The organism is Geodermatophilus sp. SYSU D01036 (genome assembly GCF_054050435.1).
Window position 1 is genome coordinate 160,423 of sequence record NZ_JBJGZJ010000002.1, and the last position, 17,164, is coordinate 177,586.

Here is a 17,164-nt window from a genome sequence, read left to right on the forward strand (position 1 = left end):
CCCCTCCCGTCGGTCGCCGTCGTCCCGGCGTCAGTCGCCCGGCCAGCTGCCGGTGAGCTTGGTGAAGCCGCGCGCGCCGGCGCGGTCGATCGCCGCCTTGGTGGCGGCGAAGATCGCCCCCTGGATGGCCGCGGCGAGGACCACCTCGCGCATGCGGTACTCGCTCTGCAGCGCGTCGGGGGCGTCGTCCTCCCCGGAGATGCGCTTCCACACCTGCTTGAAGACCGCCCCGGAGACGACGCCGGCGAGGATGCCCCCGACCAGGCCGACCGGGCGGTAGACGAGCCTCGCGCCCTTGCTGCTCACGTGCGCACCTTCCTCGCGGCCTTCCGGGTCCGCTGCTTCGTCCTCCGCGCGTTCCGCGCCACCGCCCGGCGGGCCCGGGCCGCCTCGCGGGCGGCCTCCTTGCGGGCCCGGTGGGCCTCGGCGCGGGCCTGCGCCAGGGCCGTCGCCGACCCGGTGGCGGCGGCCGCGGCCCGGCGGCGCTTGCGGCGCTGCCGCCAGACGACCAGCCCGACCAGGCCGGCGAGCGCGGCGCCGGCGCCGATGACGGCCGGCGGGCTCTCGCGGTAGGTCTCGACGGCGGTGTCCTTGGCCCGGGCCGCGCCCTCCTTGGCCCGGGCGGGGACGTCGAGGCGGTGGCTGAGCTCGTCGACGGTGCGGCCGAGCTGCTCGCGGGTGGCCTCGATCTCGGCCTTGATGGCCTCGGGGTCGGTCGGCCCGTTCGCCGCGGCGTCCTCCGGGCGGGAGCCACCGGTCGGGGTGCTCATCGGCGCGCACTCTCCTTCACCGTCGCGATGTCGGCCTTGGCGCTGGCGATCGCCTCGGTGGGCACCGGCGGCGTGCCCTTCTGCACGTCCTTCTTGCCGACCAGCGCCAGGACCCCGGCGACCGCGAACAGCACCACCGCCACGATCAGGGCGGCGAGCCAGGCGGGCAGGACCACGTCCAGGGCCAGGACGGCGGTGGCGACCAGCACGCACAGTCCCAGGAAGCCGAACAGCCCGGCGCCGCCGAACAGGCCGGCGCCGATGCCCAGGCGCTTGGCCTTCTGGGTCATCTCGGCCTGGGCCAGCCGGGCCTCGTCGCGGACCAGGCGGGAGACCTGCTCGGTCAGCTGGCTGATCAGCTGGCCGGTCGAGGCCTCGTCGGTCGACGGCGGCGGGGGTGTGGCGCGCGAGGCGCCCGCGGGGGGCACGGTCATCGGTCCTCCGGGGAACGGGGCGGTCGATGACCTCCCATGCCCGGGGAGATCGACGGCGTAACCCCGCGGGTGGTCACACCACGGACACGACGCGGGCCGGCGGCGCGGTCACTACCCTCGCGCCATGAGCTGGACGTGGCGGCTGGAGGACCCGACCGGCGCGACCCTGGACCCGGCCGCGCTCGGCGTCGAGGTGCCGCCCGCGGACAACCAGGGCGACGCCGAGTCGTGGCTGGGGGAGAACTGGCGCGACCTGTTGGCCCGGGGCGTGGCCGCGGTGAGCCTGTTCGACGGCGACACCAAGGCGTACGGGCCGATGGCGCTGGCCCCGGCTTGAACCTCAGGTGGAGGTCCAGGCCGGGGGTGGGTCAGCCGCGGGCGGTCTTGGCCGGGTCGCGCTCCACGACGTCGCCGAGCACCTCGTCGATGCGCGCCATCACGTCGTCCTCGAGGCGCACGCCCGCGGCCTTGACGTTGTCGTGCACCTGTTCCGGGCGGGTCGCGCCGATGATCGCCGCGGCCACGTTGTCGTTCTGCAGCACCCAGGCGACGGCGAGCTGTGCCATCGACAGGCCGAGGTCGTCGGCGACCGCCCGCAGCTCCTGCACGCGGGTGAGGACGTCGTCGCGCAGGAAACCGCGCATCGACCGGCCGGCCTCCTCGTGCCCGGCCCGGCTGTCGGAGGGCGGCTGCTCGCCCGGCCGGTACTTGCCGGTGAGCACGCCCTGGGCCAGCGGCGACCAGACGATCTGCGAGACGCCCTCACGCTGCGACGTCGGGACGACCTCGTCCTCGATCACCCGCCACAGCATCGAGTACTGCGGCTGGTTGCTGATCAGCTGGATACCGAGGTCGCGGGCCAGCGCCGCGCCGGCGGCGATCTCCTCGGCCCGCCACTCCGAGACCCCGACGTAGAGGACCTTGCCCGCCCGCACCAGGTCGGCGAAGGCGGTCATCGTCTCCTCGAGCGGCACCGTCGGGTCGTACCGGTGCGCCTGGTAGAGGTCGATGTGGTCGGTCTGCAGCCGCCGCAGCGAGGCGTCGCAGCTCTCGGTGACGTGCTTGCGGCCCAGGCCGCGGTCGTTGGGTCCTGGGCCGGTGGGCCAGTAGACCTTGGTGAAGATCTCCAGGCCCTCGCGGCGCTGGCCGGCCAGGGCACGGCCGAGCACCGACTCGGCGCGGGTGCCCGCGTAGACGTCGGCGGTGTCGAAGGTCGTGATGCCGGCGTCGAGGGCGGCGTGCACGCAGGCCTGCGCGGCGTCCTCCTCGACCTGGCCCCCGTGGGTGAGCCAGTTGCCGTAGGCGATCTCGGAGATGGTCAGGCCGGAACGGCCGAGGCGTCGGTACTCCACGTGCCCCGACGCTAGTGCCGGCTAGACCTCGGCGCCGACCGCGACCTCGGGCTTCGGGAACCGCCAGCGGCGGATCATCGTCGCGCGGCTGACGCCGTACCAGACCAGGCCCTTCATCCGGTGCGGCTGGTCGGGGAAGCGCTGCCGCACCGTCCTCGAGATCCGCCGGCCCAGGAACACCGAGTCGACGATGATCACCAGGAAGAACAGGAACCAGACGAAGACCGTGTAGTTCTGCACCGCCGGGCTCGGGATGAAGTACCCGACCAGCACCAGCGCGGCCACCGGCAGGAAGAAGCTGCCCGCGTTGCGGCGCGCGTCGACCATGTCGCGGACGAGCTTGCGCACCGGGCCGCGGTCGCGCGCCGGGAGGTAGGCGTCGTCGCCGCGCGCCATGCCCGCGCGCGTGTCGGCCCGCCGCTGCGCCTGCTGCTGGCGCATGCGGGCGTAGGCCTCCTTGCGCGTGGTGGGCGGCGGCGGGGGCGGGCCGGGACGGCGGCCCTGCGCCTCGGCGCGCTTGGGCGTCGGGCGGCCCTTGCCGCCGGCCTTCACCAGCTGCTGCCCGGTCAGGTCGGCGGCGGTGTCCGGGGCGGTCTCGGCGGCGCGGTCCCGGCGCCCGGGCAGGCGGAGCTTCACGCCCGCGAGTCTACGTGCGTCCCCGCGAGGGACTGGCTCTCCGCACTGCGCGCCGTACAGTGGGAAGAGGGCCCGCCACGGCGGTGTTGACCCGCGGCAGGGACTGCCGCAACGGACGCCCTCGGATGTGGGAGGACAAGACATGACGGTGCAGGACACCGAGACCACCGGCAGCACCGGCGTGCTGCTCAGCGAGCCGGCCGCCTCGAAGGTCAAGGCGCTGCTGGACCAGGAGGGTCGTGACGACCTGCGTCTGCGCATCGCCGTCCAGCCCGGTGGCTGCTCCGGCCTGCGCTACCAGCTCTTCTTCGACGAGCGGTTCCTCGACGGCGACCAGACCTACGAGTTCGGTGGCGTCGAGGTCATCGTGGACCGGATGAGCGGCCCGTACCTGGGTGGCGCGGTGATCGACTTCGTCGACACCATCGAGAAGCAGGGCTTCACGATCGACAACCCGAACGCGCAGGGCTCCTGCGCGTGCGGCGACTCGTTCCACTGAGGAAGGACCCCGTCGCCCCCCGGGACACGCTCCGCGCGCCCCGGGGCCCTGCGACGGGGCCGTTCCAGCAGGTCGCTGACGGCGCCCGCCCCCTCCCGGGGGCGGGCGCCGTTCCGCGTTCTCAGAGCTTGACGGGGTAGACCGTCTCCGGGACGTCGACGACGATCCGCTCCTCGACGAAGATCCCGTGCCACACCATGAAGACCAGCACCGACCACAGCTGACGGGCGATCCGCTTGCTCGGCACCTCCTCGGCGCGCAGCCGGTCGAGCAGGCCGAGGACGACGTCGCGATCGAGCCACTCCTGCGTCTGGCTGGAGGTGACGATCTCGCGGGCCCACTCGTGCAGCGGGCCGGCGAGGAAGTCCGCCGTCGGCACGGGGAAGCCGAGCTTGCGGCGGTTCATGATCCGCGGCGGCACGATCTGGCGCATGGCCTGGCGCAGCGCGTACTTGGTGGCGTCGCCGCGGCGGGGCACCCGCTGGTCCACCGGCAGCGAGCTCGCGATCGCGAAGACCTCGGGGTCGAGGAACGGCACCCGCAGCTCGAGCGAGTTGGCCATGGTCATCTTGTCGGCCTTGACCAGGATGTCGCCGCGCAGCCAGGTGAACAGGTCCACGTACTGCATCGCCGTCACGTCGTCGTAGCCGGCCTCGCGGGTGCGCCGGTACAGGTCCTCGGTGACCGCCACGTGCGACAGGTCGGGGTCGCGGCCGGGCAGCAGCGCGGCCAGCTCGTCGTCGCGCAGGTTGCGGGCGTTGCCGTAGTACCGCTGCTCGAGCGGGATCGACGCCCGGCGCAGCAGGTCCTGGCCGCGGACGCCCTCGGGCAGCACGTCGGCGATCCGGGCCATCGCCCGGCGGGCGGCCGGCGGCAGCTTCGACGCCCACGCGAGGCTGATCGGCTCGCGGTAGATGGTGTAGCCGCCGAACAGCTCGTCGGCGCCCTCGCCGGACAGCACGACCTTGACGTGCTTGCGCGCCTCGCGGGCCACGAAGTACAGCGGCACGAGCGCAGGGTCGGCGACCGGGTCGTCGAGGTACCAGACCACCTCGGGGATGGCCGCGGCGAACTGCTCGGCGGTGACCTCGACCGGCACGTGCTTGACGCCGAGGATCGACGCCGACTCGGCGGCGATCTCGATCTCCGACTGCGCCTGCCGCTGGAAGCCGACCGTGAACGTGAGCAGGTCCGGGTTGTAGCGGTGCGCGAGCGCGGCGATCGCGGTGGAGTCGATGCCGCTGGACAGGAACGACCCGACGGTGACGTCGGCCCGCATGTGCTTGGCCACCGACTCGTCGAGCACCTCGGCGATGCGGTCGTGGAGCTCCTGCTCCCGGCCGGCGGGCACCGGCTGCGGCGTCCAGGCCGGGTGGAAGTAGCGCGCGGTGGACAGCTCGCCGTCGACGACGGTGAAGGTCGTGCCGCTCTCGATCCGGCGGATGCCGCGGTGCAGGGTCGCCGGCTCCGGCACGTACTGCAGCGTCAGGTAGTGCTGCAGCGACGCCGGGTCGACCCCGCCGGCGGCCGCGCTGCCGCCGAGCAGCTGCAGCAGCGCCTTCTTCTCCGAGCTGAAGACCAGCCCGCCGTCGGCCAGGCGCGCGGTGAACAGCGGCTTGATGCCGAACGGGTCGCGGGCGCCGAAGGCGGTGCGGGTCTCGGTGTCCCAGATGACGAAGGAGAACATCCCGCGCAGCCGCCGGACGACGTCCTGGCCCCACAGGTGGTAGCCCGCGACGATCGTCTCCGTGTCGCCGTGCGTGGCCAGCTGCGCGCCGGCGGCCTGCAGCTCCTCGCGGAGCTCGACGTAGTTGTAGATCTCCCCGTTGAAGAGGATCCGGTAGCGGTCACCGGCGTAGGGGAGGGGCTGGGGGCTGCCCTCGACGTCGATGATCGACAGCCGGTTGAAGCCCAGGACGACGTTCGGGTCCGACCAGACCGCGGTGTCGTCGGGGCCGCGGTGGTGCAGGCAGTGCAGCGCCTCGCGGACGTCGTCGACGTGCCGCTCGGCGACCCGGGGCGCGTCGGTGGACAGGTAGGCCAGCAGGCCGCACATGCGGAGTTCTCCCGAGCGTGAGGAGGACGGTCAGAGGGGTCGGCCGGCGCGGACGCGGGTGGTCACCCGGCGCTCCGCCACGAACGACACGAGGGGGACGACGCCGGCCAGCAGCACCAGCAGGGTGCCCTTGGCGGTGAACCGCGCCTTGAGGGCCAGGTCGAACGCCGTCAGGAGGTAGACGATGTAGAGCAGCCCGTGGACGGGCGAGACGACCGCGGACACCTCGGGCACCCCGGCCGCGTAGCGCAGCGGGATGGCGACGGCGACCAGCACCAGGAGCATCACGCCGACGGCGTAGGCCATGACGCGGTAGCGGGTGAGCGCGCCGGCCACCTGCGGGGTCAGCGTCGCCTGCTGCGGCTCAGCGGCCACCGGGACCCCGCTGGCCGAGCGCCCGCTCGTTGAGCTCGGCGAGGTAGGCGTTGTAGGCGGCCAGCTCCGGGTCCCCGCTGGTGTCCACCCGCGGTCGCTGGTACAGGACGACGGCGGTGGTCGGCTCGTCCTCGTCGGGGTGGCGGTTGAGCTCGACGCGGACCATGCGGACGTAGAACCACAGGCCCATGAACCCGTACAGCGGCCACTGCAGCGCGTAGCTCCAGTTGACCGCGCCGCCGCCGTTCTCGGCCTTGGACAGCTGCCAGTAGCCGAGGAAGAACGTGGCGACGAACAGGGCGGCCACCAGCAGGTGCAGCAGCACCCACCGGGGGGTCAGCAGCCGCGTCCACACGCCCTCGACTCTAACCGCCCCCGCCGCCGGCGAGGCGGCACGGTGAGCAGGGCCACGGGCCGCCGGTCACCGGCGTCCCGGCGGTCCCGGCCGACCCGCCGGTACCGGGTCTCCGGTGGTCGGCCGCCGTGCGGGGTCGGCTAGTCTCGGCCCAGACTGAGGTCGGCGCACGGACCAGGGCGGGTACCCGCCCGCGGCCGCGCCGGGAGAGCCGCCCGGGGAACCGCCGGGCGGAGGACGAGGAGGCAGCGAGCAGTGGCTCGACGCAGCAGGCTCGCGCGGGTCGCCGCGCTCGGTCTCCTGGGGGTGCTCACCCTCACCGGGTGCGACCTCAACAACGAGTTCTGGCGCTTCGGGTTCCCCGAGGGGGTGACCGAGGAAGCCACGGAGATCCGTCAGCTGTGGACCGGCTCGGTCATCGCGGCGCTGATCGTCGGCTTCATCGTCTGGGGCCTGATCATCTGGTCGGTGGTCATGCACCGGAAGAAGGGCGACGACCTGCCGCGGCAGACGGCGTACAACCTGCCGCTGGAGATCGCGTACTCGATCTTCCCGTTCATCATCATCGCCGCCCTGTTCTTCTTCACCGTCTCGGTGCAGAACGACGTGCAGGAGCGCAGCGACGACCCCGACACGACGATCGCGGTCAACGCCTTCAAGTGGAACTGGCAGTTCGTCTACCCGGAGACCACCGGTCCCGACGGCGAGCCGGTGAGCACCGTCGGCGCGACCGACGAGATCCCGATCCTCGTGCTCCCGGTCGACCAGGACATCCGCTTCGAGGTCGCCTCCGCCGACGTCATCCACTCGTTCTGGGTGCCGGAGTTCCTCTTCAAGCTCGACGTCATCCCGGGCAACGAGAACGGCCGGGACAACGTCTTCGAGCTGCACCCGAACGAGACGGGCGCCTACGTCGGGCGCTGCGCGGAGCTCTGCGGCTCGTACCACGCGTACATGAACTTCGAGGTCCGCATCGTCGAGGCCGAGGACTACGAGGCCTACCTGGCCGCCCGCGAGGCGGGTCAGGACACCCGCGAGGCGCTCGAGAGCATCGGCCAGGACGGCGAGGCCACCACGACCGAGCCGTTCCGCGTGGGCGACGGCTACTACCAGCGTGCGGCCGACTGACGTGTCCGCCGGCACCGAGGACCACCGCACCGACGCTGCGCAGGGAGGACGGCCGTGAAGGTCGAGGCGCTCATCTTCAACCTGATCGCGGTGTTCTGCATCGTCGCCGCGGCCGTGTACGGCTTCTGGGCGCAGGAGCCGATCGGCACCACCGCGCTGATCCTGTCCGGGGGGCTCACCGGCCTCATCGGCGGCTTCTTCTGGTTCATCTCCCGCCGTATCGACGCCCGGCCCGAGGACCGCAAGGACGCCGAGATCGCCGAGGGCGCCGGTGAGCTGGGCTTCTTCCCGCCGGCCAGCTACTGGCCGTTCGGCCTGGCCTCGGCCGCGGCCGTCACGGGCCTCGGCCTGGCCTTCTGGTACGACTGGCTGATCATCATCGGGGTCGTGAGCCTGCTCGTGACCATCGGCGGCCTGCTGTTCGAGTTCTACGTGGGGCAGAACGCGCAGTCCAGCTGACGTCCGCCCGCTGACGAGGGCCCCCTCCCGCACCGCGGGAGGGGGCCCTCGCGCGTTCTCCGGCCGGCCGCGCGCTGCCCCGTGAGGTCCTCGGGGGACGAGGCGCGGGAGGCCGGGGCGGGGGAGTGGCGCCCGGCCCGCCTGCTGCGCGACGACGGGCGCCGGCCGGAGCCGCCGTCGCCCCGGACGCGTCCTCTCCGCTGCGTCCGGGGCCGCCGGGGCCGACGCCCCGAGCCTCCGCGGCGTGACCTGTGACGCCCTGGCCGAGAGCCCGGCGCTGCCCAGGGGTGTCCCTCCGCCCTGCAGGGCGCGTCCCAGCCGGCCGGGTCCCTCGGCGTGCCCCTGGCCGTCGACCGGGACGGTGACGTCGTCGCCACGGTGACCCGCTGTCGAGGCGTCAGCGCGGCGTCCCGCTGCTCGGCGCCCACACCGAGGCGCGGACCCAGACCGGCCTGCGGGTGCTCGCCGGCGGCGAGGCGCCCGTGGAGGAGCCGACGCAGCCCGTCCGCCACTCGCCGACCCGGGAGGTCCGGCGGGAGGCGACGGTGGGGTGGGACCGCCAGGACGGGGAGCGGCCGGGACGGCCGGGCAGGGGGCACCCGGGTCTCCTGGGCGGAGCCGCGCGTGGCCGCCTCCGTCCTGCGCGTCGGCACGCGGTCCGTCCCGGTCGCCGACCACGGGGAGGCGACACGTCGGTGAGGCCGCCGGTGCCGCTCCGGCCGGATGGGGTGGGGCACCGGCGAGCGGTCGCGCGAGAAGCCGTGGAGGGGCCGCCGCTGTGCGGCCCGGAGATGCAGCAGGGCCCCGGTGGAGTGCTCCACCGGGGCCCTGCGTGCTCAGTGCCGTGCGGCCTGAGTGCCTCGCGTCAGTCGCGCGGTTCCTGCGGGCGTCCACCCTCGGACGGCCGGCCGCCCTCCGCGGGACGGCCGCCCTCGGCCGGGCGCCCGCCGTCGGCGGGACGGCCGCTGGTGGTGAGCTCGCGGCCCGGCTCGGCCGCGGACAGGCCCCGCTCCTCGGCGCGCTGCTCGAGCTCCACCGCCGCCGGCTCCTCGATCGGCGAGAAGAACCCGCGGATGGCGCGGCGGGCGCCACCCACCTGGTTCATCTTCTTGGGCACCGGAGCGCCGCCGTAGGCCAGCTGGCTGTGGCCGTGCGCGTCCACCGGGCCGAGGGGCTGGTGGACCTCGATGAACTCACCGTGCGGCAGCCGGCGGATGACACCGGTCTCGATGCCGTGCTCGAGGATCTCGCGGTCGTGCTGCTGCAGACCGAGGCAGATCCGGTAGGTGAGCACGTACGCGATCGGCGGCAGGACGATCAGGCCGATGCGGCCGATCCAGGTCATCGCGTTGAGGCTGATCTGGAACTTGTCGGCGATGACGTCGTTCGCACCCGACAGCAGCAGCACCACGTAGAAGGCGATCGCCATCATGCCGAGCGAGGTGCGCACGGGCACGTCGCGCGGGCGCTGGAGCAGGTGGTGCGAGGCGGTGTCGCCGGTCAGCTTCCGTTCCAGCACCGGGTAGGCGAGCAGGAGCGTGAAGATGATGCCCGGGAGCACGACCGTCGGCCAGAACAGCGCCGGGATGTTGTAGTTGCCCGGCAGGTAGATGTCCCAGGCCGGGAACAGGCGGGTCGAGCCGTCCAGGAACATGACGTACCAGTCGGGCTGCGACGCCGAGGACACCTGCGCCGGGTTGTACGGGCCCCACAGCCACACCGGGTTGATCTGCACGAGGCCACCGAGGGCGGCGCAGACACCGAAGACCACCAGCAGCAGACCGGTCGCCTTGCCGGCGAAGGTGGGGAAGAGCCGGTTGCCGACCACGTTGTGCTCGGTGCGGCCCGGGCCGGGGAACTGGGTGTGCTTCTGCTTGACCAGGATCAGCAGGTGCACCGCGATCAGCGCCAGGATGATCGCCGGGATGAGCAGCACGTGGGCGATGTAGAGCCGTCCGACGATCAGCTCGCCGACGTAGTCACCGCCGAAGACCGCCCAGTGCACCCAGGTGCCCACGACCGGGATCGACAGGATGATCGCCGACATGATCCGGAGGCCGGTGCCCGAGAGCAGGTCGTCCGGCATCGAGTAGCCGGCGAAGCCCTCGAAGATGCCGAGGATCAGCAGCGTGACACCGATCAGCCAGTTGGTCTCGCGCGGCCGGCGGAAGGCGCCGGTGAAGAAGATCCGCAGCATGTGGCAGACGATCGCGGCCATGAACAGCAGCGCCGCCCAGTGGTGGATCTGCCGCATGAGCAGCCCGCCGCGGACGTCGAAGGAGATGTCCAGCGTCGAGGCGTAGGCGATCGACATGTGCACGCCGCGCAGGGGCGCGTACGAGCCGTCGTAGGTGACCTCGGTCATCGAGGCCTGGAAGAAGAACGTCAGGTACGTGCCGGTGAGCAGCAGGATGATGAACGAGTAGAGCGCGATCTCCCCGAGCAGGAACGACCAGTGGTCGGGGAAGACCTTGTTCAGCGTCCGGCGGAGCGGACCGGCGACGATGAGCCGGTCGTCGACCTCGAGAGCGGCCTTGCCGAGGCGCGTGGTGGGCGCCCCCGGCGCGGTGGCGGTGCGAGCCATCAGATGCGCTCCCGGTTCCAGTAGGTGGGACCCACGGCCTCAATGTAGTCGCTGCGCGCGACGAAGAATCCCTCGTCGTCGACCGTGATCGGCAGCTGCGGGAGCGACCGGGTGGCGGGCCCGAAGACCGGCTTGGCGCCCTGCGTGACGTCGAACTGCGACTGGTGGCACGGGCAGAGGATCCGGCTGGTCTCCTGCTCGTACAGCGACACCGGGCAGCCGGCGTGCGTGCAGATCTTGGAGTAGGCGACGTAGTCGCCGTAGCCGAAGTCCTCCTGGCCCGCCCGCGGCACCGACTCCTCCTGCTGCGAGGGGCGCAGCCGGATGAGCATCGTGGCGGCGTCGGACAGCCGGTTGCCGCCGGGGACGGCCGGGAACACGGTCTCCAGCGAGCCGGGCACCTGGTCGCCGGGGCGGATGGGGGTGCCGTCGTCGCGGACGAGGCGGACGCCCTCGGCCCACTCGGTGGTGCCCAGCGGGTTGCCCCGGTTCGGGTTCTTGATCAGGCCACCCAGCGGGGCGATCAGCATCAGGCCCAGGCCGCCGCCCATGAACAGCAGGCTGCGGGTGAGCAGCTTGCGCCGCTTCAGGCCGCTGTTGTGCAGCCCGCCGACGAGGGTGGCGCCGGTGGTGACGCGGTCGAAGTGCGAGCCGTCGTGCTTGTCCTGCACCGCCGTCTCGTGCGGCAGCAGCTTCTTCGTGTAGAGCACCAGGCCCACGCCGAAGAAGGTGAACGCCAGGCCCATGAGGGCGCCGAGCAGCGGGGTGTAGAGCGTGCTGAAGGTGCTGCTGCCCAGCTCCCACTGCCAGTCGGGCAGGAACCAGCCGGCGCCGGCGTAGACGACGACGAACGCGAACGCCGACAGCCCGGCCAGGCCGAACATGAGGCCGACCTGGCGCACGGCGCGCCGCTCCACCGCCGACCCGGGCTCGGGACCCGGCTCGACGTGGAGGACCTGCACGCCGTCGTACCGGGCACCGAGGCGGTCGAGCTCCTCGCGGGGGAGGGCCGCGAGCTGCTCGGGGGTGTAGTCGTCGTCCGGTCCGCCGTGCAGCGGGCCCGGGGTGTCCGCCCCGCCGGTCGAGCCGGGGCGGGTGTCGTGCGTGGTCACGCCTTGCTCCCCATCCAGAAGATCCCGAACATCAGCGCGGAGATCGCGACGGTCCAGATGACCAGGCCCTCGCTGACCGGGCCGATGCGGCCGATGCCCGCGCCACCCGGGTCGGGCATGTCGGTGATCGTCTGCACGTAGTTGATGATCGCCCGCTTCTCCTCGGGGGTGATCTGGTTGTCCCCGAAGACCGGCATGTTCTCGGGGCCGGTCAGCATGGCGGTGTAGATCTCGAGGTCGTTGGAGTCCTCGAGGCTCGGCGCGTACTTGCCGGACGAGAGCGCGCCGCCCTGGCCGACGAAGTTGTGGCACTGCGAGCAGTTGAGCCGGAACAGCTCGCCGCCGGCGGCCAGGTCGCCGTCGCGCAGGTCCCCGGAGGGGAGGGTCGGGCCGCCGCCGTTGGCCTGGACGTAGGCCATCAGCTGGTCGATCTCCTCGTCGGAGAAGACGGCCGGCTTGTCGGGGCCCTGCTCCGCCTGGCGGACCAGCGGCATGCGGCCGGTGTGCACCTGGAAGTAGACGGCGGCCTCGCCGACGCCGATCAGCGACGGGCCGCGGTTGGGCACGCCCTCGAGGTTCTCGCCGTGGCAGCTGATGCAGCTGCGCTCGTACAGTTCGCGGCCGGCGGCCTCGGCGCTGGACTCGCTGCCCTCGTCGGCGGCCTGGGCGCCCGGGGCGAGGGTCGAGTAGAGCGCGCCGGTCAGGACCAGCCCGGCCATGAGGGCGGCGACGTTGCCGACGCGGCGGCGCTGCTTGGAACGGCGGCGGGCGCGGGCGGCGGCAGCCGGGGTCCCCTCGGCCGGACGGCGGCGCGACCAGCGCGACCGCCGCGGCTCCTCGTCGGGCAGGGTGTCGGACTGCGGGTTCGTGGTGGACACCGGTTCCCTAGCGGATCAGGTAGATCGTGGCGAAGAGCCCGACCCACACGACGTCGACGAAGTGCCAGTAGTAGGAGACCACGATCGCCGAGGTCGCCTGCGCCGGCGTGAAGCGGCCCATGGTGGACCGGATGAGCACGTAGATGAAGGCCACGAGGCCACCGATGACGTGCAGGGCGTGGAAGCCGGTCGTCAGGTAGAAGACCGAGCCGTAGGTGCTGCTCGAGATGCTGGTGCCGTGCTCGGTGACGAGCACCCGGTACTCGTTCGCCTGGCCGAGCACGAAGACCAGCCCCATGACGAACGTGATCGTGAACCACCGGCGCAGGCCGTAGACGTTGCCGCTCTCGGCCGCGAACACGCCGATCTGGCAGGTGACCGAGGAGGCCACCAGGATCAGCGTGAAGACCAGCGCGTACGGCAGGTTCAGCTCGGTGGGTTCCGGGGGCCAGCCCTCGGTCGCGCGCGCCCGCGCGGTGAAGTACATGGCGAACAGCCCGGCGAAGAACATCAGCTCGCTGGAGAGCCAGATGATCGTGCCGACGCTGACCATGTTCGGTCGGGTCAGGGAGTGCACCCGCGAGGTGTCGAAGGTGCTGCTCGCCACGGGGGCCGTTGTCACGCCGCCCATCATGGCATCGGCCGCCGACGTGCACAGACCGTGGGTGGCACGGCGTGGCCGCGCCGTGACCCGCCCGAGACCGTCCCCCGGACGGGGGTCCGCGTCCACCCGGACGGGAGCCGCGCGGGCACTAGGCTGCCGGGCGTGAGCGACGCGCCGGCCACCGTCCTGGTCTACAGCTCCCGGCCCGAGGTCCGCGAGGCCGTCCGCACCGCGGTCGGCCGCCGGCCGGCGCCCGACGTCGGACCGCTGACCTGGATCGAGTGCGCCACCGGGGAGGACGTCGTCGACACCGTCGACGGCGGCGGCGTGGACCTCTGCATCCTCGACGGCGAGGCGCAGCCGACCGGCGGCCTGGCGCTGTCCCGGCAGCTGACCGTCGAGGTCGCCGACCGGCCGGCCCTGTGCGTGCTGATCGCCCGCCAGCCCGACCGGTGGCTGGCCCACTGGTCGCAGGCCGACGCCACGCTCGCGTTCCCGGTCGACCCGCTGGCCGCCCCCGAGGTCGTCGCCGGCCTGCTGCGCGCGCACGCGGGCCGCCGTCCCGTCTCGCGGTGAGCGCGGGCACCACCGCCGGGCCGACGTGGCCCGGTCTGCTGACGCGCCTGCTGGCCCGCCAGGACCTCACCGCCGCGGACACGGCGTGGGCGATGCGCGAGGTGATGTCCGGCGAGGCGACGCCGGCGCAGGTGGCCGGGTTCGCCGTCGCCCTGCGCGCCAAGGGCGAGGCGCCGGAGGAGGTCGCCGGGCTCGCCGCCACGATGCTCGAGCGGGCGACGCCGGTCGAGGTGCCGGTGCCCACCGTCGACATCGTCGGCACCGGCGGCGACGGCGCGCACACGGTGAACATCTCGACGATGGCCGCCGTCGTCACCGCGGCCGCGGGCGTGCCGGTGGCCAAGCACGGCAACCGCGCGGCGTCGTCGTCCTCGGGGGCGGCCGACGTGCTCGAGGCGCTGGGTGTCGTCATCGACCTGCCGGCCCCGGCCGTCGCCCGCTGCGTGCAGGAGGCCGGCATCGGGTTCTTCTTCGCGCCGGTCTTCCACCCGAGCTTCCGGCACACCGCGGCGCCGCGGCGGGAGCTGGGCATCGGGACCGTCTTCAACTTCCTCGGGCCGCTGACCAACCCGGCGCGCCCGGTGGCCGCCGCGATCGGCTGCGCCGACCCGCGGATGGCGCCGGTCCTGGCCGAGGTGGTCGCCGGGCGCGGCGCCCGCGCGGTGGTCTTCCGCGGCGACGACGGCCTGGACGAGCTGACGACGGCGACGACGTCGCGCGTGTGGGTGGCCCGCGACGGCGCGGTGACGCCCGGGCGGGTGGACCCGGCCGCCCTCGGCATCGCCCCGGCGGGGCCGGACGCGCTGCGCGGCGGCGACCCGGCGCACAACGCGGCGGTGTTCCGGCGGGTGCTCGACGGCGAGCGGGGGCCGGTGCGCGACGCGGTCCTGCTCAACGCCGCCGCGGCGCTGGCCGCCTTCGACGAGCGCGGCGGGGAGCTCGGGGACCTGCTCGGCGCGGGGATCGCCCGGGCCGCCGCCGCGGTCGACGACGGTCGGGCCGCCGCGCTGCTGGACCGGTGGGTGGCCGTCAGCCGGGAGGCCGCCGGCCGCTAGCGCAGGTAGCTCACTCGCCCTCGAGGCCCAGGGAGAACGCCGCCTCCAGGTCGTGCCGCGAGTAGGCGCGGAAGGCGATGTGCGTCTCGGTCTCCAGCACGCCGGGCACCTTGTTGATCCGCCCGGCGATCACCTCGGCCACCTGGTCGAACTCGCGGACCCGCACGATCGCGATCAGGTCGACCTCCCCGGCGGTCGAGTAGACCTCGCTCACGCCGTCGAGGTCGGCGATCGCGGCCGCCACCTCGGGGATCGCGTCGGTGGCCGCGTCGACCATCACGATGGCGGTGATCACGCCGGCGATGCTAGTTGAAGGACCCTCCTGCCCCCCACGCCTCGCTCCGCTCGGCGCGGGCCCCTGCAGGAGGGCCGTTCCAGTACGTCACCGGGCCGCCGGGCGCCGGGCCCGCGGCGGACGGGCCCGCGGCGGACGGTCCCTCGGGGGTGACCCGCTCGGGGCGGGCGCGGGTGCCCAGCTGCCGGCCGTCGTGGAAGGGGTCGCGCAGCGCCCGGCCGGCCTCCACCCGGGCGAGGAACCCGCTGAGCCCGCCGGTGCCCGGCGCGACGCAGGCGAGCGTGCCGGTGACCTCGACCAGCCGGGTGCCGGGCTTCTCCATCCACCGCATGACCAGCTCGGTCTCGTCGACCGTGGCGGCCAGCCCGCCGTCGTCGGGGGTGGTCTCGGCGGTGGCACGCAGGACGGCGAGGGTGTCGCGGACGGACGTCCCGCGCGGCGCGCACCCGGCCGCGACCAGCCGGCCCCGCCGGACGACCGACAGCGCCCACCCGCCGGCGCCGTCGGGCCGGGCGATGGTCAGCTCCGGCACGGCGGCCAGCGACTCCAGCCGCTGCCGCCGGCGCACCGCGCGCACGAGGACCGCGACCCGGTCGCGCAGCACCCCGGCGTCCTCGAACCGCTCGGCGGCCGCCAGCCGGTCGACCCGGTCCAGCAGCGGGGCGACCAGGGCGCTCGGGTCGCCGGCCACCGCGGCACGCAGCACCGCGGCGATCGCGGCGTACTCCTCGACCGACTGGTGGCCCGCGCAGGGGCCGCCGCAGCGGCCCATGCCGAACAGGGCGCAGGTGCTCGTGTGCACCCGCGGGGACAGCCGGGCGGTGCACTGCCGCAGGGGCAGCGCCTCGTGGATGGCGGCGGTGGCCATCTCCGCGGCCCGCCGGTCGGCGAACGGGCCGAGGAAGAGCCCCGCGTCGGGCCGGACCCGCCGCACCGTCGACAGCCGGGGGAAGGGCTCCTCGGTGAGCCGCAGCCACAGCGCGCGCTCGGGGAAGCGGGACCGGCGGTTGTAGCGCGGCTTGTGCTCGGCGATCAGCCGCAGCTCCCGGACGGCGGCCTCGAGGTCGTGCGCGCACGGGACGGCCTCGACGCGCTGGGCCAGCGCGACCATCTCGGTCATCCGGCTGCGCTGCTCGCCGGAGGAGAAGTAGCTGCGCACTCGGGTGCGCAGGTCGTTCGACGTCCCGACGTAGAGCGGCTCCTCGCGCGGCCCGCGGAAGACGTAGACGCCCGGCCCGGACGGGACGCCGTCGGCCAGGTGGCGCTTCTTCCTGCGCACCGGGTCGACCTGGCGGGTGAGCCCGTGCAGCTCCTCCAGCGACGTCACCCCGAGCGGGCCGAGTCGTTCGAACAGGCCGTGGAGGACGTCGACGGTCGCGCGGGCGTCGTCGAGAGCCCGGTGGCAGGGCGAGGTCGAGGCGGAGAAGTACGGCGCCAGGGTGGCCAGCTTGCAGTTGGGCACCTCGTCGCGGGAGAGCAGCCGCCGCGCGAGGACCGCGGTGTCGACCGAGGCGGCGGCGGGCCACGGCGTGCCGGTCTGCTCGCAGGCCGCCTTGAGGAAGCCGAGGTCGAAGGGGGCGTTGTGCGCCACGAGGACGGCGCCGCGGGCGAACTCCAGGAAGGCCGGCAGCACGGCGTCGATCCGCGGGGCGGTGGCGACCATCGCCGTGGTGATCCCGGTGAGCACGCTGATGTAGGGCGGGACCTCGCAGCCGGGGTCGACCAGCGTCTGGAACTCCCCGAGCACCTCGCCGCCGCGCACCTTGACCGCCCCGATCTCGGTGATCGCGCTGTCCTTCGGCGACCCGCCGGTGGTCTCCAGGTCGACGACGACGAAGGTGACGCCGGCCAGCGGCGTGCCGAGGTCGTCGATGCTCGCCTGGACGTAGGGGGTGCGGGGGAGCGGCCGCTCGCCGTGGGCGGGTGCCTGCTCGTGGCGCGGCCCCAAGGAGCCCGTGCCGCTGGCGGGGAAGAGCACGGCGGGACGGTAGGCCGG

At 73.7% G+C, this 17,164-nt stretch carries 20 protein-coding genes; 6 read left to right on the plus strand and 14 right to left on the minus strand.

Annotation, left to right across the window (positions count from 1 at the left end):
* Window positions 1-30: 30 nt before the first annotated feature.
* The 3 genes from ACI8AR_RS03210 to ACI8AR_RS03220 are packed head-to-tail and all read right to left on the minus strand — an operon-like array spanning window position 31 to window position 1,204.
* Complete coding sequence (locus ACI8AR_RS03210; RefSeq protein ID WP_456936560.1) at window positions 31-306, minus strand: DUF4235 domain-containing protein; 276 nt, start codon at window positions 304-306, stop codon at window positions 31-33.
* Complete coding sequence (locus ACI8AR_RS03215) at window positions 303-770, minus strand: DUF3618 domain-containing protein (protein ID WP_457049694.1); 468 nt, start codon at window positions 768-770, stop codon at window positions 303-305. Before ACI8AR_RS03215 ends, ACI8AR_RS03210 begins: the two co-directional genes overlap by 4 nt.
* The gene (locus ACI8AR_RS03220) at window positions 767-1,204 is read right to left on the minus strand and encodes a phage holin family protein (RefSeq protein WP_457049695.1); all 438 of its coding nucleotides are present in this window, start codon (window positions 1,202-1,204) and stop codon (window positions 767-769) included. Before ACI8AR_RS03220 ends, ACI8AR_RS03215 begins: the two co-directional genes overlap by 4 nt.
* Before the next feature lie 124 nt (window positions 1,205-1,328).
* Between ACI8AR_RS03220 and ACI8AR_RS03225 the strand changes: the two genes are divergently transcribed.
* Window positions 1,329-1,541: a hypothetical protein gene (locus ACI8AR_RS03225; protein WP_457049696.1), complete on the plus strand. Its 213-nt coding sequence runs from the start codon at window positions 1,329-1,331 to the stop codon at window positions 1,539-1,541.
* Window positions 1,542-1,572: 31 nt separating this feature from the next.
* On the opposite strand, the gene ACI8AR_RS03230 is transcribed toward ACI8AR_RS03225, so the two are convergent.
* Both ACI8AR_RS03230 and ACI8AR_RS03235 read right to left on the minus strand, forming a co-directional pair.
* Window positions 1,573-2,556 (minus strand): aldo/keto reductase family protein, encoded by a 984-nt coding sequence (locus tag ACI8AR_RS03230; RefSeq protein WP_457049697.1) that lies wholly within the window; start codon window positions 2,554-2,556, stop codon window positions 1,573-1,575.
* Between the two features lie 21 nt (window positions 2,557-2,577).
* The gene (locus ACI8AR_RS03235; RefSeq protein ID WP_457049698.1) at window positions 2,578-3,192 is read right to left on the minus strand and encodes a DUF3043 domain-containing protein; all 615 of its coding nucleotides are present in this window, start codon (window positions 3,190-3,192) and stop codon (window positions 2,578-2,580) included.
* Between the two features lie 142 nt (window positions 3,193-3,334).
* Between ACI8AR_RS03235 and ACI8AR_RS03240 the strand changes: the two genes are divergently transcribed.
* Window positions 3,335-3,691 carry a HesB/IscA family protein gene (locus tag ACI8AR_RS03240; RefSeq protein ID WP_089402984.1) on the plus strand — a complete coding sequence of 119 codons (357 nt, stop codon included), beginning with the start codon at window positions 3,335-3,337 and terminating at the stop codon, window positions 3,689-3,691.
* Between the two features lie 121 nt (window positions 3,692-3,812).
* Here ACI8AR_RS03240 and asnB read toward each other — a convergent pair whose 3' ends face one another.
* From asnB to ACI8AR_RS03255, 3 genes are read right to left on the minus strand one after another with little or no spacing between them, the layout of a single operon-like run.
* Window positions 3,813-5,747, minus strand: coding sequence for an asparagine synthase (glutamine-hydrolyzing) (gene asnB, locus ACI8AR_RS03245; RefSeq protein ID WP_457049699.1), 1,935 nt, complete (start codon window positions 5,745-5,747; stop codon window positions 3,813-3,815).
* Window positions 5,748-5,777: 30 nt separating this feature from the next.
* The gene (locus tag ACI8AR_RS03250; protein ID WP_457049700.1) at window positions 5,778-6,122 is read right to left on the minus strand and encodes a DUF3817 domain-containing protein; all 345 of its coding nucleotides are present in this window, start codon (window positions 6,120-6,122) and stop codon (window positions 5,778-5,780) included.
* Window positions 6,112-6,477 carry a metalloprotease gene (locus tag ACI8AR_RS03255; protein WP_456926569.1) on the minus strand — a complete coding sequence of 122 codons (366 nt, stop codon included), beginning with the start codon at window positions 6,475-6,477 and terminating at the stop codon, window positions 6,112-6,114. Before ACI8AR_RS03255 ends, ACI8AR_RS03250 begins: the two co-directional genes overlap by 11 nt.
* A gap of 255 nt (window positions 6,478-6,732) precedes the next feature.
* Here ACI8AR_RS03255 and ctaC point away from each other — a divergent pair, with 255 nt between their 5' ends.
* Both ctaC and ACI8AR_RS03265 read left to right on the plus strand, forming a co-directional pair.
* Window positions 6,733-7,605 carry an aa3-type cytochrome oxidase subunit II gene (gene ctaC, locus ACI8AR_RS03260; protein WP_456938680.1) on the plus strand — a complete coding sequence of 291 codons (873 nt, stop codon included), beginning with the start codon at window positions 6,733-6,735 and terminating at the stop codon, window positions 7,603-7,605.
* A gap of 54 nt (window positions 7,606-7,659) precedes the next feature.
* On the plus strand, window positions 7,660-8,064 hold the full coding sequence (locus tag ACI8AR_RS03265; protein WP_456938679.1) for a cytochrome c oxidase subunit 4: 405 nt from the start codon (window positions 7,660-7,662) through the stop codon (window positions 8,062-8,064).
* A gap of 865 nt (window positions 8,065-8,929) precedes the next feature.
* On the opposite strand, the gene qcrB is transcribed toward ACI8AR_RS03265, so the two are convergent.
* From qcrB to ctaE, 4 genes are read right to left on the minus strand one after another with little or no spacing between them, the layout of a single operon-like run.
* Complete coding sequence (gene qcrB, locus ACI8AR_RS03270) at window positions 8,930-10,648, minus strand: cytochrome bc1 complex cytochrome b subunit (protein ID WP_457049701.1); 1,719 nt, start codon at window positions 10,646-10,648, stop codon at window positions 8,930-8,932.
* On the minus strand, window positions 10,648-11,760 hold the full coding sequence (gene qcrA / locus ACI8AR_RS03275) for a cytochrome bc1 complex Rieske iron-sulfur subunit (protein WP_457045621.1): 1,113 nt from the start codon (window positions 11,758-11,760) through the stop codon (window positions 10,648-10,650). The genes qcrB and qcrA overlap by 1 nt, the downstream gene beginning before the upstream one ends.
* Window positions 11,757-12,638, minus strand: a complete 882-nt coding sequence (gene qcrC / locus ACI8AR_RS03280) for a cytochrome bc1 complex diheme cytochrome c subunit (protein WP_457049702.1) — start codon at window positions 12,636-12,638, stop codon at window positions 11,757-11,759. Before qcrC ends, qcrA begins: the two co-directional genes overlap by 4 nt.
* A gap of 7 nt (window positions 12,639-12,645) precedes the next feature.
* The gene (ctaE, locus tag ACI8AR_RS03285) at window positions 12,646-13,260 is read right to left on the minus strand and encodes an aa3-type cytochrome oxidase subunit III (protein WP_456926576.1); all 615 of its coding nucleotides are present in this window, start codon (window positions 13,258-13,260) and stop codon (window positions 12,646-12,648) included.
* Between the two features lie 144 nt (window positions 13,261-13,404).
* On the opposite strand from ctaE, the gene ACI8AR_RS03290 reads away from it, so the two are divergent.
* Both ACI8AR_RS03290 and trpD read left to right on the plus strand, forming a co-directional pair.
* Window positions 13,405-13,818, plus strand: a complete 414-nt coding sequence (locus ACI8AR_RS03290; RefSeq protein ID WP_456926577.1) for a hypothetical protein — start codon at window positions 13,405-13,407, stop codon at window positions 13,816-13,818.
* Window positions 13,815-14,873, plus strand: coding sequence for an anthranilate phosphoribosyltransferase (trpD, locus tag ACI8AR_RS03295; protein ID WP_457049703.1), 1,059 nt, complete (start codon window positions 13,815-13,817; stop codon window positions 14,871-14,873). Before ACI8AR_RS03290 ends, trpD begins: the two co-directional genes overlap by 4 nt.
* 10 nt (window positions 14,874-14,883) lie before the next feature.
* Here trpD and ACI8AR_RS03300 read toward each other — a convergent pair whose 3' ends face one another.
* Both ACI8AR_RS03300 and ACI8AR_RS03305 read right to left on the minus strand, forming a co-directional pair.
* The gene (locus ACI8AR_RS03300) at window positions 14,884-15,168 is read right to left on the minus strand and encodes an Lrp/AsnC family transcriptional regulator (protein ID WP_456938673.1); all 285 of its coding nucleotides are present in this window, start codon (window positions 15,166-15,168) and stop codon (window positions 14,884-14,886) included.
* Window positions 15,169-15,178: 10 nt separating this feature from the next.
* Complete coding sequence (locus tag ACI8AR_RS03305) at window positions 15,179-17,146, minus strand: DEDD exonuclease domain-containing protein (RefSeq protein WP_457049704.1); 1,968 nt, start codon at window positions 17,144-17,146, stop codon at window positions 15,179-15,181.
* Between the last annotated feature and the right edge of the window lie 18 nt (window positions 17,147-17,164).

Bases quoted from the DNA above. Each gene is read 5' to 3' on its own strand.
- asnB (WP_457049699.1), bottom strand. From the start codon at position 5,747: ATGTGCGGCCTGCTGGCCTACCTGTCCACCGACGCGCCCCGGGTCGCC.
- ACI8AR_RS03215 (WP_457049694.1), bottom strand. From the start codon at position 770: ATGAGCACCCCGACCGGTGGCTCCCGCCCGGAGGACGCCGCGGCGAAC.
- qcrB (WP_457049701.1), bottom strand. From the start codon at position 10,648: ATGGCTCGCACCGCCACCGCGCCGGGGGCGCCCACCACGCGCCTCGGC.
- ACI8AR_RS03240 (WP_089402984.1), top strand. From the start codon at position 3,335: ATGACGGTGCAGGACACCGAGACCACCGGCAGCACCGGCGTGCTGCTC.
- ACI8AR_RS03220 (WP_457049695.1), bottom strand. From the start codon at position 1,204: ATGACCGTGCCCCCCGCGGGCGCCTCGCGCGCCACACCCCCGCCGCCG.
- ACI8AR_RS03225 (WP_457049696.1), top strand. From the start codon at position 1,329: ATGAGCTGGACGTGGCGGCTGGAGGACCCGACCGGCGCGACCCTGGAC.